This window comes from Helcococcus ovis (assembly GCF_004524775.2).
GTDB classification, from domain to species: Bacteria; Bacillota; Clostridia; order Tissierellales; family Peptoniphilaceae; genus Helcococcus; species Helcococcus ovis.
In genome coordinates this window covers 1,282,523-1,299,533 of the sequence record NZ_CP119081.1, presented here as the reverse complement: position 1 = coordinate 1,299,533, position 17,011 = coordinate 1,282,523, and the positions used below count along the sequence as shown (strand labels likewise).

Here is a 17,011-nt window from a genome sequence, read left to right as displayed (position 1 = left end):
GATAAAATAAATAATAATTAAAAATTTAAGGAGTTAAGATGAATTGTTTAGTTGGACAGTCCGGGGGACCTACAAGTGTTATTAATTCTTCATTGTCAGGAGTGATTCAAGCTGCATTTGATAATGATTTTAGAATTTTCGGCTGCAAAAATGGTATAGAGGGATTATTAACTAGTGATATAGTTGAATTTAATAAAGAAAAATTTGAAAATGCGAATGGAAAAGAAAGACTAAAAAAAAGACCTTCTTCAATATTAGGTTCATGTAGATTTAGACTTCCTGATAATATGGAAGATGAAATTTATGTTAAAATTTTTGAGCAATTAAAAAAATATGACATCTCTATTTTTGTATATATTGGTGGTAATGATTCAATGGATACAGTTTTGAAATTGAATAAATACATGCAATATAAAGGGATAAATTGGATTAATATATGTGGTTCGCCCAAAACAATTGATAATGACTTAATGTTAATGGATCATTCACCCGGATTTGGATCAGCTGCAAAATTTATTGTAAATACAATCGTTGATATTAGAAAAGACGTAGACATTTACAAGAAAAAAACTGTTACAATAGTTGAAATAATGGGAAGAAATGCCGGTTGGTTAGCTGCCAGTTCTCTGTTAGCAAATTATAATAGACGTAGAAAAATTGTAAACTTGGTTTATTTATCAGAAATGAAGATAAACAAAGAACAAATAATTGAAGATATCAAAAAATCTCATGAAAAAGAAGATAATTTGATAATAGTAATATCAGAAGGCTTTGTTGATGCAAAAAATAACTTTAAGAGAGAAATTGAACGAACATATGATGAGGGATTTAACCATCCGATTATTTCAGGTATGTCAAGAAGACTTTCAGAATATATCTATCAGCAACTTGATATTAAAACAAAAGCTGTAGAATTGAGTATTGTTCAAAGAGTAAATCACTTAATTAGTAAGACTGACTCAGAAGAAGCTTTCAATTTAGGATATAAATCACTAGAGATTGCTAAATCAACTACTAATATGGTACCTGTAATTATAAGGGAGGAGTCTGATACATATAAGCCAAAATATGAATATATTGAATCCGAAATAATTGCAAATAAAGAAAAAAAAGTTCCTAAAGAATGGTTTGAAACTCAAGAAACACTTGAAAGAAAAATTATTGAATATGCTTTACCGCTGATTAAAGGTGAAGTTATTCAAGATTATGAAGATGGTATATTACAATATATATCACTGGGGGAGATAATTAATATGGAAGATTAACTTCCAATATGTTGCAATTTAAAATAGTAAGGTTACCCCAAAAAGTTGGACCTAAAAAATACAACTTGGAGGAGGTCAGTTCATATGCCCAACAGATCTTTTTGTTTATAAATATTTATATGTCATTTTGGTTATAATTAAGAAATTTTTAACAGATGTAAATTTTATTAATCAAAATATCATTAAAAAAAAGCTTGAAATATTGTAAATATTTATTATAATTATGATTGATAAATAAGATTGGAGGATAAGTAAATATGAAAGGACAAAATAAAAATAGAATATTAAGATATTCTATAAGAAAATTATCTATAGGAGTTGTCTCATGTGTAGTAGGAGCATTTACTATATTAGGTATTTCATCTAACAGCCATGATGCTGATTTTTCTAGGCTGGGGGTAGTGTATGCTGAATCTAGTGAATCATTAGTAGATAAATATAATAAAACCATTATTAGTGTTGTTGATAATAGAGTATATTTGATTTTAGAAGGTTTTAAGAAAAATATAAGAGAAGTATCTCAAATAACTAAATTTGAATTAATATTTTATAATGAAGAATTTGATAACATAAATGTTGTAAATTTTAAAAATAGTGTTGATAATAGAAAAATTATATTATCTGATACATTTGAAAAAAAATTTTTAGATGGAAATTATAAATTTAAGATTAAAATAACAGATTCTAGATTAGATGAGAAAATTTTATATCTAAGTAAAAGTGATAGCAAACTTTTATTAACGGATTTTAATACAAAGATTGAAAAGACCTTATCTCCTGAACAGGAAAAAGAAAAAATTAAGAAAGATAAAGAAAAAGAAAGAGAAAGGGAAAAAGAAAGAGAAAGGGAAAAAGAAAGAGAAAGAGAAAAAGAAAGAGAAAGGGAAAAAGAAAGAGAAAAAGAAAGAGAAAGAGAAAAAGAAAAAGAAAAAGATGAAGATAAACCTCAAGGTGACGAACCTCAAGGAGATAAACCTCAAGCAGATAGCCCGGAAGATGATTCTAAAACAGAAGAAACAGACAAACCTCAAGCAGAAAACCCAGGTGAAGAGTCTAAAAATGGTAATATAAGTGGTGAATTAAAAGAAGATGAGTTAAATAAGTATGGATTAACTGATGAGGAATTTAATAAAGTTAAAGAGAATTTAAAGAGTAAAATAGGTAAAATTAAATTTGAAAGATTTGGTCATTTAATTGATGGAATTAATGCGGCTAAAAATTTAGATGAATTAATTAATGTTGTGTTTGATAATATATATGAAACCGCAGATAGTATATATCCGATAGACTTAATAAAGTCAATATTTAATAATACATTGTACTTAAATAAATCTGAAGAATCTCAATTAAGTACAGATATTTTAAACAATAGTAGAGATAAGGTTTTATTAGAACCGATTAAACGTAATTTAAACAATATTATTTCAAAAGGAGCTCAAAATAGTAGAGAATTAAAAAATATTTTAAATAAATCCTTAAAAGTTTTATTAGATACAAATAAGAATCATATTAGTGATTCTGTAAAAAAATTAAAAGATAAATTGATAAAAATAAAAAAAATAATTGAAGAAAAAGATTTTAGGAATGGTAAGGTAGATTCTCTTATAAAAGAAACTTCAAAATTAATTTCTGAAATAGAAAAAGAAAAGAAAGCAAAAATAAAGAAAGCTTTAGAAGGTCTATCAGATGCTTGGAAGAAAGAAGATTTGGATGGTAGAAAATCTCAATTAGATAGAATAAAACCGGTAAAACCTGAAAAACCAAGTGTGCCATGGACACCATTAACACCTTCAACACCAATTAAACCAATTAATCCAATTAATCCAATTAATCCAATTACAAAGATAAAACCACATCTATTAACTGAAGAATCAGTAAAATATGAAAAAGGTTCAATGAAAAACATTGTAATCAAGACAGATGCGGAAATTTCATCATTTGTAGAAGTTAGAGTTGGTGGAAAAGTATTAGATCCTTCAAATTATGAACTAAAAGATGGAAGCACAATGGTTACATTGAAAAATTCCTACTTGGAAAAATTGCCATTAGGAAAATATGTGATAGAAGTGGTATCAAAAGAAACAGATAAATACTATTCAGCAATCTTAAAGACAACATTAACAGTTGTTGAAGATAAGATTTCAGATGACAAGCCACAAGTAGAAAAACCAGAAGTGGAAAAACCACAAGTAGAAAAACCAGAAGAGGAAAAACCACAACAAAAACCATCTGAAAATAACCAAAATCCTGAAACAGGAGATTTAGGTGTAGTGACAAGTGTAGTGACTGCATTAGCAGCAGGAGCAGCATTGGTTGCAACAAGAAAAAAAGATGAATAATATATAAAATAATTTGTTGCGAAATGGGAGACTGTAATAAATTTTGTGTATGAAAATCTTTCTGATTAAGGTAATATAAACTTAATCAGGAGGATTTTTTTATGGGAAGAAAAAGACCAGAAACAGCAAAAAGTAGATTAGCAAAACAATTAATAGAGTCATATGATATAAAAACTGCTCAAGATATACAAGAAGCATTAAAAGACTTGCTAGGAGAAACGATAGAAAGCATGTTAAAAGCAGAACTTGATGAGCATTTGGATTATGAATATGGACAAACACCACTTTCAATAAATACAAGAAATGGAAGTAGTAAAAAAACAGTTAAATCTAGCATTGGAGAACTAGAAATAAATATACCAAGAGATAGAGATGCAAGTTTTGAGCCACAAATATTGAAAAAATACGATAAAGATATTTCAAATGTTGAAGCACAAATAATATCAATGTATTCTAAAGGTATGACAACAAGAGATATTTCATCACACATTAAAGATATATATGGTTTTGGAGTATCAGCAGGACTTGTAAGCAGCATTACAAATAAAATATTACCAACTATTGATGAGTGGCAAAATAGACCTTTAGATAAGGTTTATCCTTTTGTATTCATAGATGCAATACACTATCATGTAAGAGAAAATGGTCTAATAGTAAAAAAAGCTGTATACATAGCTTTAGGATATAACATAAATGGTTTTAAGGAAATATTAGGAATGTGGATTGGAGAAAATGAAACATCTAAATATTGGCTAATGGTTCTAAATCAAATGAAAGATAGAGGTTTGGAAGATATTTTAATAATATCAAGTGATAATTTACCAGGAATAAGTCAAGCAATAGAAGCAGTATTTCCAAAAACAGAAATACAAAAATGTATAATTCATCAAATAAGAAATTCAACAAAATTTGTATCATATAAAGATTTAAAAGACTTAATGAAAGACTTAAAAATGGTATACCAAGCAAAAAATGAGAAAACAGCATTACAAAATTTGGAAAACTTTGAAGAAAAATGGGCAAAGAAATATCCCGGATGTGTAAAAAGTTGGAAGAATAATTGGGCTGAACTTTCAACATATTTTAAGTATCCAAAAGATATAAGAAGATTAATATATACAACAAACTCAATAGAAAATTTTAATAGACAGTTAAGAGAAGTAACTAAAAATAAAGCAATATTTACAAATGATTATGCACTAGCTAAAAGTCTGTATTTAGCAATGGTAGATGCATCAAATAAATGGACAAGTAGAATGAATCAATGGGATTTAATAATATCTCAATTATCTATTTATTTTGAAGGTAGAATTTAATTTTCTTTGTTGAAGAATAAACAAAACCAAAGGCAAAGTCAAGGGTTCGCTTCGCCGAAAATTCGCCCTCGACTGTGTCTTTGGTTTTGTATACCTAAAATTAGGAAAATTAAATTTGATAAATTTAAAATTTTATGTAACAATCAAATTGAAAAATAAAATATCTGATCAGAATTAATTTTTCAAAAATATCAATATATCTTAATCAGTAATAGACTGATACACAAAATTATTTACATAACCATCTTCATTTCTTAAATAGACAGGTCTAGTTTTAAATTCTGACTTCATAATTCTAAAACAAGACTCAATCTGCCATCTCATTTTGTTAATGTGAATAATCTCGTTAATATCTTTTTCTAAATTTGTGCAGATAGCATAAAATCCATCAAATTTTTCTTCTTTTCTTATCTTTTCTTCATTTAAGTTTAGAATTTTTTTATCACAAATTTCTCCATCATTTGTTACACTTGTTTCATCTATGAATCTTTTGGGAGAATTTTGATTTCTTTCTTTTAGCTTACTTGGAGTATAAATTATCTTTTTTGCTCTATCAATTTGTTTTTGTCTAATGTATTGTTGATAATTTCTTTGTTTAATTGAATATGAGACGATTAGACGTTGTTCAAGTCCTTTTTCATTTATCCATCTTTCTTTAAAAAATATTGTTTCTTCAAATTCTTTTCCATTAATATTGTCAATGTTGTACGTTTTTTTAGAACCGGATATTTTCCATCCATTGGGATCTAAAGCCCACTTTTGAATATGATCCTTTACGGTTTTTAATGATTGAGTAACAATAAATGATCTCTCTAGCTTTGAATTAAATTTTCTGTTTTCATAACTTCCAAGTCCAGCGTCTGTGCATACAATAAACTTAGATAATCCAAAATCTTTTAATATTTTCTTTTCTAAAGGTTTAAGACTTGGCTGTTCATTTTTGTTACCATCAAATATTGAAAAGCACAGAGGTAGACCATTTCCATCTAAAAATAATCCCATTTGTACAATTGGGTTTGGTCTATGTTCTTTACTTTTTCCATATTGTGCACATCCACGTGGTTGTTCAATTTCAAAAAAATAGTTTGTACAGTCATAATAAAGAACTTCTTTGTTTCTATCTATTAAATTATCACTGTTAGCATAAACTAATGATTGAATTTCATCAGAATGCTTTGAAAGAATATCTAGGCTTCTGTAAACATGCTGTAATTCAAAAGAAGGTTGTTCTAAAAAATTAAAAGCATAATCATATGAAGATAATTTAGAAGATGGTGCAATAATACGTGTTGAGATTAACATATTAAGTACATCTGATAAGTTGTATTCAATTTTATGTTTCTTAGAAATATCTTCGCAAATTTTATCAAGACTAAGTTGATGATACAAAAAATTTACAAAAAGATATCCAATATTAAAATTTTTCTTTTTACCAATTTCTATTTGGTTTAATTCATTAAAAGAAACATCAAAAGAAACTTTTCCTTCATCTTCTAATTCAGTAAGAATCTTATCTTCATTTTTAGCCCAAGCAATTAGACTATCTCTATCATTACCAAATTTTGGTAAAAGAGAAGCATAGTGCCAAGTTTTTTCATAATTCGAGTTGTAGATTTACCATCTTTTCTGATGGATTTAATGATATACAGTTGTTCAGCATTTTTTGATTTCATAATATTAAGTCTCATAAAATCCTCCTATGTAACATTATATGATACAATACTAAACAATACTATAATTATTTTAAAAAAATTTGACGAAATATATAGACATTTCAATGTCTACAAAAGATTTTTTAATATTTAACTGTCAAACTCCCGGGGAGGAGATAACGGAAGATTAACTTCCAATATGTTGCAATTTAAAATAGACCCAACAGAGCTTTTTGATTTATAAATATTTAGATGTTATTTTTGTCATAATTAAGAAATTTTTAACAGATGTAAATTTTATTCATCAAAATATCATTTTTTTACAAAAAATGCTTGAAATATTGTTAATATTTATTATAATTATAATTAACAAATAAAATTTGGAGGAGAAGTAAATATGAAAGGACAAAATAAAAATAGAATAATAAGATATTCTATAAGAAAATTATCCATAGGAGTAGTGTCTGTTGTAGTAGGGGCATTTACTATACTTGGCGTATCGAACATCTATGGTGCTGATTTTTCTAGGGGGGGGGTAGTGTATGCTGCTGAGGAAAATTCAGAGGATGGATTAACTAGAGAAGAGCTTAATAAGATTAAAGAGAATATAAAGAGTAAAATTGATAAAATTGATGATGCGAGATTTAGTTCAGTGATTGATGGAATTTATAGTAGAATTAATAGTGCTAAAAATTTGGATGATTTGATTGATGTAGTATTTGATAGTATACATAAAACTGCATTAAGTACTCCTCCTCATGATTTAATAAATGCATTTTTTGATAATACTATATATTTAACTAAATCTGAGGAAAAAAAAATAATTGAACAAGTTTTGTTTAATAGTAGAAATGAAAATTTTTTAAAAAAAGGTATTATTAAAAATATATTAAGCTCAATTATTTCAAAAAATGCTAAAAATGCTAGAATTTTAAAATCTATTTTTGATAATGCTTCAAAAGTTTTATTAGACAAAGATGGAAATTATTTTAGTAAATCTGAAAATATTTTAGAAGCAAAAACTGCGAAAATAAAAGAATTAATTAATGATAAAGATTTCAGAAATATTGAAGTGGATTCACTTGTTAGAGAAACTCCGTTGTTAATATCTAAAATGGAAAAAGAAAATGAAGCTATAAATAAATTAAAGTCTGAAGTAAATAAAATGAAAAACATAGAAGATATTGATAGACTAAATTTAAGAATAAAAAGGGCTCAAAACTTAGAAGAACTTAAGAAGTATGAAACAGAAGTTGATTTAATAATAGGATTAGAGAAATTAGAATATCTAAGTGATGATGATATGAATCATTACAGGGAGTTGCTAAGAAAAGAGATAATAAAAAGTACACAAGAAGAAGCTATAAAAGGCATGAAGGTTTTGCTAGACAATGCTATAGAAAGAAATTCAGATAAGAAGAAAATAGCTGAAAAAATTAGTGATTTAAAATACATAAGTGAAAGTGATAAGTCTTTTTATATAAATAATGTAAAAACAGCAAATGGAGTTGATTCTGCTAATGTTGCTTTAGAGTTAGCGAATGAAAAAAATACAGCGGCTAAGGCTGTGAAAGATTATGCACGAAAACCAACACAATCCAATTTCAATGATGCTTATGATTTAACAAGTGGAAAGTATCCTGATTTAAATGAAAAATTAATAGATGTAGCAAGTAAGATTGAGTTAGGAACAAATAATTTTTCTGAAGCATGGAATAAAGAAGATGAAACAGAAAGAGCACGTCAACTAGAAATCATTGAATATAAAGAAAAAGCTAAAAAAGAGATAGATGGATTAAAAACAATAACAGAACACTCAAAGAATTTAGCAAAGAAATTAATAGACGAAGCTTCAAATAAAGAAGATGTAGATAAAATAGTAGCAGAAGCTAAAATTTTAGAAAATAGAAAAATGAAAGAAAAAGCTAAAAAAGAGATAGATGGATTAAAAACAATAACAGAACACTCAAAGAATTTAGCAAAGAAATTAATAGATGAAGCTTCAAATAAGGAAGATGTAGATAAAATAGTAGCAGAAGCTAAAAGATTAGAAGATAGAAAATTAAAAGAAAGAGAAAGATTACTAAAAGAAGCAAAGGAAAAAGAAAAGAGAGCTAAGATAAATAAAGATTTAGAAGGTCTATCAGATGCTTGGAAGAAAGAAGATTTGGATGGTAGAAAATCTCAATTAGATAGAATAAAACCAATACAACCTGAAAAACCAAGTGTGCCATGGACACCATTAACACCTGCAACACCAATTAAACCAATTAAACCAATTACAAAGGTAAACCCACATCTATTAACTGAAGAATCAGTAAAATATGTAAAAGGTTCAATGAAAGACATTGTAATCAAGACAGATGCGGAAATTTCATCATTTGTAGAAGTTAGAGTTGGTGGAAAAGTATTAGATCCTTCAAATTACGAAGTAAAAGATGGAAGCACAATGGTTACATTGAAAAATTCCTACTTGGAAAAATTGCCATTAGGAAAATATGTGATAGAAGTGGTATCAAAAGAAACAGATAAATACTATTCAGCAATCTTAAAGACAACATTAACAGTTGTTGAAGATAAGGTTTCAGATGACAAGCCACAAGTAGAAAAACCAGAAGTGGAACAACCACAAGTAGAAAAACCACAACCACAACAAAAACCATCTGAAAATAACCAAAATCCTGAAACAGGAGATTTAGGTGTGGTGACAAGTGTAGTGACTGCATTAGCAGCAGGAGCAGCATTAGTTGCAACAAGAAAAAAAGATGAATAATATATAAAATAATTTGTTGCGAAATGACTATTAAGTTGTTTTGCAACGGTTATGTAAATAATTTTGTGTATCAGTCTATTACTGATTAAGATATATTGATATTTTTGAAAAATTAATTCTGATCAGATATTTTATTTTTCAATTTGATTGTTACATAAAATTTTAAATTTATCAAATTTAATTTTCCTAATTTTAGGTATACAAAACCAAAGACACAGTCGAGGGCGAATTTTCGGCGAAGCGAACCCTTGACTTTGCCTTTGGTTTTGTTTATTCTTCAACAAAGAAAATTAAATTCTACCTTCAAAATAAATAGATAATTGAGATATTATTAAATCCCATTGATTCATTCTACTTGTCCATTTATTTGATGCATCTACCATTGCTAAATACAGACTTTTAGCTAGTGCATAATCATTTGTAAATATTGCTTTATTTTTAGTTACTTCTCTTAACTGTCTATTAAAATTTTCTATTGAGTTTGTTGTATATATTAATCTTCTTATATCTTTTGGATACTTAAAATATGTTGAAAGTTCAGCCCAATTATTCTTCCAACTTTTTACACATCCGGGATATTTCTTTGCCCATTTTTCTTCAAAGTTTTCCAAATTTTGTAATGCTGTTTTCTCATTTTTTGCTTGGTATACCATTTTTAAGTCTTTCATTAAGTCTTTTAAATCTTTATATGATACAAATTTTGTTGAATTTCTTATTTGATGAATTATACATTTTTGTATTTCTGTTTTTGGAAATACTGCTTCTATTGCTTGACTTATTCCTGGTAAATTATCACTTGATATTATTAAAATATCTTCCAAACCTCTATCTTTCATTTGATTTAGAACCATTAGCCAATATTTAGATGTTTCATTTTCTCCAATCCACATTCCTAATATTTCCTTAAAACCATTTATGTTATATCCTAAAGCTATGTATACAGCTTTTTTTACTATTAGACCATTTTCTCTTACATGATAGTGTATTGCATCTATGAATACAAAAGGATAAACCTTATCTAAAGGTCTATTTTGCCACTCATCAATAGTTGGTAATATTTTATTTGTAATGCTGCTTACAAGTCCTGCTGATACTCCAAAACCATATATATCTTTAATGTGTGATGAAATATCTCTTGTTGTCATACCTTTAGAATACATTGATATTATTTGTGCTTCAACATTTGAAATATCTTTATCGTATTTTTTCAATATTTGTGGCTCAAAACTTGCATCTCTATCTCTTGGTATATTTATTTCTAGTTCTCCAATGCTAGATTTAACTGTTTTTTTACTACTTCCATTTCTTGTATTTATTGAAAGTGGTGTTTGTCCATATTCATAATCCAAATGCTCATCAAGTTCTGCTTTTAACATGCTTTCTATCGTTTCTCCTAGCAAGTCTTTTAATGCTTCTTGTATATCTTGAGCAGTTTTTATATCATATGACTCTATTAATTGTTTTGCTAATCTACTTTTTGCTGTTTCTGGTCTTTTTCTTCCCATAAAAAAATCCTCCTGATTAAGTTTATATTACCTTAATCAGAAAGATTTTCATACACAAAATTTATTACAGTCTCTTTGCAACAATTTTTTTATGTCTAATTAAATATTCGTTGTGATTGGAATATTATAAATTAGAGTGTGAATTTTAGTATATTTTACTTGAAATATATATTTGATATTTGTATAATAATAGTAATGAGAATTATTCTCAATTAACGGAGGCGGTATGGAGAAAAAGAAAAAAATTTTATTTATATCATTTATACTGATATTTTTAATATTTTCTTACTATATTTTTAGAGTGGCTTTAAGCAATTTTGAATCAAAAAGTGAAGATAAAAATATTAAGGAAAATAAAAAAGTGGTAATTGATAATGATAATAAGAAAATTAAGGTTGATAATAAAAAGGGTAAATTGAAAAAAGAAAAAAAAGACATTGCTAAAAAAGATTCAGTAAAAAATAGTGATATTGAGCAATATAATGACGATGATTTAGTTAGAGATAATGATGTTTCTATACCTCGAGATGTAATAGAAGAAAATCATAGTGAACATTCCGATGTTAATTCCGATGAAAATTCTGAACAAAGAAAACAAAAATCACCTAATTCGGAAGAAAAAAATATAAATGTAGAACCATCTGATAAGTATATATTGTTAAATTCAAATTTGAGAAAAGATAAGTATTTAGTTTTTGATAAAAATAAGGTTGAATTGCCTAAAAAGAGTCTTGTGGGACTTGCAAATACTGGAGAGTTTGAAAATAAATTACACGAGTTGGAGTGGTCCGGAGATAGTCTTGAAGATGTTAAAAGCGGTAAAACTGGAGACTATGAAGTAATCGCAAAGATTAAAGATGATTTGGAAATTAATGGACATGATTATGGAAAAGTAATTATAAAAGTGAAGGTTAGGGTAAAATAGAATATGAAAAAAAGAAGAATATTGTCGTTTTTATTGGCATTTTCTTTGTTACTTTCATCTGTAAATTTGCCAAAAATTTATGCTCAAAGTAATAAAAGTGATGCTATAGTAAAAAGTACAGAAAAAAATACCGAAAAAAATTTAACCGAATATAATGATACAAAACAAGAGATTGATAAGTTAAAGGCACAGAGGGAAAAATTTAATAGCGGTGATGTAAGGGTTATAGTCGAGCTTAAAGAAGATTCAATTTTAGATTATGCTAATAAAATGCATAAAAATCTTGCAGATATTTCTGAAACGAAAATAAAAGAAAATAAGGAGAAGATAAAAGATTCTCAAAATAATTTGATAAATGAGTTGAAAAAAAACGTAGATATTAAAGATAAAGTTTTAAATTACGATACTGTTATGAATGGTGTGTCATTTAAGGTAAAGGGAAATGATATTAGTAAGATTGAAAAAAATTCTAATGTAAAAAAAGTTTACATTTCTCAAGAATTCAATAGACCTTTATTAAAAAATGCACAACAAATAATTGGAGCAAATCAAGTTTGGGATAGTGTTAAATATAAAGGTGAGGGGACTGTAGTTGCTGTAATCGATACGGGTATTGATTACAATCATAGTGCATTAAAACTTGATGAAAATGCTAAGAGTCAAGCAAGATTTAAAGAAGAAGATATAAAAAAAATAATAAATGAAAAAAATTTAAAGGGTAGTTTTTATTCTGAAAAAATTCCTTATGGATATAACTATTATGATAACAACAAAAATTTATTTGATTCCTATGGTGCAATGCACGGAATGCATGTGTCAGGGATAATAGGGGCAAATGATACTAAAAATAACAAATATGGGGTGGCTCCAAATGCTCAAATATTATCATTGAAAGTTTTTTCGGATGATATACAATATCCTACCACCTTTACGGATATATGGTTAAAGGCATTAGATGATGCGATAAAATTGAAAGCTGACGTAATTAATATGAGTTTGGGGACTGCGGCAGGATTTAGCTATGTAGATAAAAAATATTATCCTGAAGCTGAAATGATGAAAAAAGCAAAAGATGCAGGGATTTTAATATCCGTAGCATCCGGAAATGACGGCACTATTACTGACGGATTTTATGGTGTTGGAATTAAACCTTTAGAGTCGGTTTATGATACTTCTGAAATTGCAAACCCTGCTGTTGATGAAAACTCTTTTGCTGTAGCATCTATGGAAAATGACAAAAAATATGTTTATAAGATACAATGGTTTGATTTAAATAACGGAAGAAATAGAAATTTAAGTAAAGAAGCAATAATCAATTTAGCTGTAGCTTCAAAAGATTATAACAGAGAGATATCATCAGATATAGTAGATTTAAAAAAAGGTAAAGATTTAAATGATAATCGAATAAAAGATAAAATAGCACTTGTCGAATATCCCGGTTCGGAAGAGGCTAAAACATTTAACCAAGTTTTAGAAAATATTGCGGGAAAATCCCCAAAAGCAATTATAATGTATAAAACTGAAAAACAAACAGATTATCTGGGTGGAAGGATAACGCTGACAGGGAAAGCGGGAAATCTTACAGTCGGTATTATAAAACAAGAAACTTATAAAGATTTAATTAGCACTAAGAATCAAAATGAGGCTAAAAAACTTCCGTTTAATTTGATAATTAAAACTCAACCTTCAGAAATTGATAATGAAAATAAAGGAAAAGTTTCAAGCTTTTCATCATGGGGGCCAACACCTGATTTAAGGATAAAACCCGAAATTACAGCTGTAGGTGGAAATATCTATTCACTTGCTGAGGATGAAGCATATAAAAATATGAGCGGTACATCAATGGCGGCTCCTCAAGTAGCCGGTGCTTCTGCTATAGTTAAACAATATTTAAAAACCAGAAATGATATGCCGAACGATCCTGATTTTATAAAGCTTTTACTTATGAATACCGCTACTCCTATATCTGACGAAAAAAACAATTATTATTTTGTAAGACAACAGGGAGCCGGTAAAATAAATTTAGAGAAAGCAATTAGTACACAATTAACTGTTAAAGCTACAGGAGAAAATGATAAAGTAGCTGATGGTAAACTTGAATTAAGACAAATTGATAAAAAAAGCTTTAATGTAGAATTGGAAATTCAAAACTTTTCCAATTCTGAAAAAAATGTTACAATTTCACATAGTGCTATTTATGAACCAATATCAGATGGAAGCAGAACACAAAAACCTGAGAAATTAAATAGCAGTAATTCAGAAAAAAAATTAAGTGAAACAATACCTGCAAACAGTACTAAAAAAGTAAGTTTTGTAGCGGATTATAGTGATTCTAATTTAGAAGAAAATAACTTTTTAGAAGGATTTATAAAAGTTGACAGTGATAAAGAAAATTTGGTTATACCATTTTTAGGATTTTATGGAGATTGGTCTAATCAAAGAGCTATAGATGCTTTTGCAATTCCTGAATATCAAAAAGAAAAGGAAAAAGCTCAATTTGTTGTTAACGAGAAAAATAATATCAATTCGTCCGCATTTTTAACATCAAATGGGGGACCATTACCTATAATAGATAATACAGTTTATTTATCTCCAAATAGTGAATATTTTAAGGATGTAATTGCAAGAATAGCTCCTTTAAGAAATATGGAAGAAATAGAATTTTCTATTTTAGACGCTGATACAAAAGAGGTTTTAAGAGTTTTAGGTAAAACCTATGATGTAAGAAAGTTAAGCAGATTAAAAATCAAAAATAGCTTTATCCCTATGATTGATTCTATTTGGGATGGTAAAATAGATGGAAAAGAAGCACAAGCAGGTAAAAAATATTTATATCAAATTAAGGCAAAATTAAATAATAAACAATATGGAAAAACAAACACTCAAGTTTACCAATATCCAATAGTAATCGATAATTTAAAACCGGAAATGATAAAATATTTTGTTATTGAAAATATTCATAACAAAGATAGAATGAAGACATTAAAATTCTCCGCTAAAGACAATGAGTCAGGTATAGGAAAAGTTTCAATTATGTCCCTAAAATACTCTAATAAGGTTGAAAATATAGATAAAAAGAGTGGATTGGATTTAGATAAATTAAATCAAGCACCGGGTAAAAATAAGAAAAATAAAGAAAATAAAAATAATTTATTTTCAAGCTTTACTATTGAAAATATAAAGAAACTAGCAGAAGGGTTTATAGGCGACAAAAATCTAAAAACTGTAAAATACGGTAAAAATATAAGTATAGAAATAGTTGACTATGAAAAAGACTTAAATAGTGGAGAAAACTTATTAAAAATCGAAGATGGAAATAAGATAAAGATACCACTTGAAAAAGTTAGCGATAAACCTGATGTTGACTCTATAATTAAAGTTTATAGAAATGGTTCAACTGCAAAAGAATTGCACTTTGAAGTTCCATTTTATGCCGATAGGACTCATGTTAAATTACTTGTTAATGACTATCTGGGAAATTCAGTAGAATCAATAAAAGAAACCGGAGAAAATAGTAGTTACAATACACTTAACTTTCTAAATTATGAAAATCATATAAAACCAAATGCTAAGTTATATATAGGAGATAAAGAAGTAAATAGCCCTATATACAGCTCTTTAGAAAAAGAATTAAAAGTAAAAATTGTATTTAATGATAGTAACAAACATTTAGATACATTAAAAATTAAACAAGGAAAAAATATTGAAGAGGTTATTAGAGAAGGTAGTGTTAATGGAAAATATGCAGAAAATTATAAAATTGCATTTGATAGAAATAAAAAAACTATCGAATTTACAATACAAAGTAGTGATTTAAAGCTAGATATTTATACATTTGTAAAAGAAGGGAAAATTCCTGAATATAACTCAAATAAAAAAGTAAAATTGAGTTTTGAAAATTCAGATTTATCTAGGTTTAGTAAGATAAAAATCAATAATAAAGAAATTACAAATAAAGACAGTGGAGTTTCTAGTGATGTAACTGCCGGTACAGTTTATGTTGAGATGATATTTGATAAAAGTAAAGATCAAACTAAGAAAATCAATAAGGTTATATTGAAGCAGGGAAATGAAGAAAATAAATTGGAAAGAACAAGTTTTAGTTTTGATGTTGAGAGTGGTAAACTTATAGATAAATACTCTATTTCTGAATATTCTATCCAATTAAGCCTAAATCTTAAATCAGATGGAGAAATTAAATTTGAATACGGAGATAAATATGAAGATATACCATCAGTATCTCCAAATATCAATGGACATGGACATCGTCATTTTGATGATGATACTCAATTGATAAATAATGACAATTCAAAGAAAAAATATCCTGCTGTATTTCTTGAAACTCAAAGATTACTAGATGTGATAAGTAACGCAAAAACTATAGAAGATAATCATATATTCATAAAAGGCTTTGTAGGTTATGTAAATTCTGATGATAGTGTAGAATTAGTTATCATTAGTAAACTTGACAATGATGGAAATGAAATCGGAAAACCTGCAATTATAACTAAGGACAAATTAAAGAAAGATGAACAAATACTATATTCAAACGGTAATAAAAATCTTTATAATGGGTCCGGTTATAGATTTGAATCCGCTATAGAAGTTGACAGATTTAATACTAATATACAAGTAAAAGCTGTAACTACTAAAAATTTAGAATCAAGCATAGTTAGAAGAGTATTATTTGATAATCTTACACCAAACCTTTCATATCAAGTAATTAGTAGAAACCTTGAAAGCGACGAAGTAACTATAAAGGTAGTTTCAGAAGATAATTCATTAAAACTTAGTCTTTATCATAATGACTCTCTACTTGATAAGGTAGATAAAACTACTTTAACCTTTGACAAGCCTGGAGTTAAAATTGAAAAAGAATATACATTTAAATTAAAACCGGGTCAAAACGAAATTAAATTATTTGCCAAAGACTTAGCAAATTATACTACACAAAAATCAATTTTTATTTTCAGAACATTTGAAGAAGAAAATAAAAATCAAGAAAGTAATATTGTTAAATCAAAAGACCTTAAATTAAAAAAAGATGATGCCACTGCTCAGGAAGAACTGCTTAATAAAGAATTAAAAGAAATGAAATTTAATCAAAAGAAAGCAACCAGATTTGATGAAATAACAGATGGCGACCATAAAGATGATCATGACCATGATCACGAACATTAAAAAGTAGAAGAAGACAATTCCAAAAGTGAAAAATCAAAAGGAATTAAAAAAATAA

Annotated in this window: 8 protein-coding genes and 1 pseudogene; 7 read left to right on the top strand and 2 right to left on the bottom strand. The window is 27.3% G+C overall.

Features of this window, described 5'->3' with window-relative positions; translation table 11 throughout:
- Window positions 1-38: 38 nt before the first annotated feature.
- The 3 genes from EQF90_RS05990 (at window position 39) to EQF90_RS05980 (ending at window position 4,920) form a co-directional block, all read left to right on the top strand.
- Window positions 39-1,265, top strand: a complete 1,227-nt coding sequence (locus EQF90_RS05990) for a diphosphate--fructose-6-phosphate 1-phosphotransferase (protein WP_134712052.1) — start codon at window positions 39-41, stop codon at window positions 1,263-1,265.
- Between the two features lie 257 nt (window positions 1,266-1,522).
- Entirely contained in the window at window positions 1,523-3,604 is a 2,082-nt protein-coding gene (locus EQF90_RS05985; RefSeq protein WP_134712051.1) for a YSIRK-type signal peptide-containing protein, read from the top strand.
- Window positions 3,605-3,705: 101 nt separating this feature from the next.
- A complete protein-coding gene (locus tag EQF90_RS05980) occupies window positions 3,706-4,920 on the top strand; it encodes an IS256 family transposase (protein WP_330167155.1) in 1,215 nt (404 codons plus the stop codon).
- A 222-nt stretch (window positions 4,921-5,142) separates the two neighbouring features.
- Here the strand turns inward: EQF90_RS05980 and EQF90_RS05975 are convergent.
- Window positions 5,143-6,608, bottom strand: a pseudogene (locus tag EQF90_RS05975) (IS1634 family transposase); the annotation flags it as partial.
- 118 nt (window positions 6,609-6,726) lie between these two features.
- Between EQF90_RS05975 and EQF90_RS08380 the strand changes: the two are divergent.
- The gene (locus EQF90_RS08380) at window positions 6,727-6,816 is read left to right on the top strand and encodes a hypothetical protein (protein WP_209021437.1); all 90 of its coding nucleotides are present in this window, start codon (window positions 6,727-6,729) and stop codon (window positions 6,814-6,816) included.
- A gap of 153 nt (window positions 6,817-6,969) precedes the next feature.
- Window positions 6,970-9,345 (top strand): YSIRK-type signal peptide-containing protein, encoded by a 2,376-nt coding sequence (locus tag EQF90_RS05970; RefSeq protein WP_330167156.1) that lies wholly within the window; start codon window positions 6,970-6,972, stop codon window positions 9,343-9,345.
- Window positions 9,346-9,635: 290 nt separating this feature from the next.
- Here the strand turns inward: EQF90_RS05970 and EQF90_RS05965 are convergent, their stop codons facing one another.
- Complete coding sequence (locus EQF90_RS05965) at window positions 9,636-10,850, bottom strand: IS256 family transposase (protein ID WP_330167155.1); 1,215 nt, start codon at window positions 10,848-10,850, stop codon at window positions 9,636-9,638.
- 226 nt (window positions 10,851-11,076) lie between these two features.
- Here EQF90_RS05965 and EQF90_RS05960 point away from each other — a divergent pair, with 226 nt between their 5' ends.
- Window positions 11,077-11,775, top strand: coding sequence for a hypothetical protein (locus EQF90_RS05960; RefSeq protein WP_134711990.1), 699 nt, complete (start codon window positions 11,077-11,079; stop codon window positions 11,773-11,775).
- A 3-nt stretch (window positions 11,776-11,778) separates the two neighbouring features.
- Window positions 11,779-16,956, top strand: coding sequence for a S8 family serine peptidase (locus EQF90_RS05955; RefSeq protein ID WP_134711989.1), 5,178 nt, complete (start codon window positions 11,779-11,781; stop codon window positions 16,954-16,956).
- The last annotated feature ends 55 nt before the right edge of the window (window positions 16,957-17,011 follow it).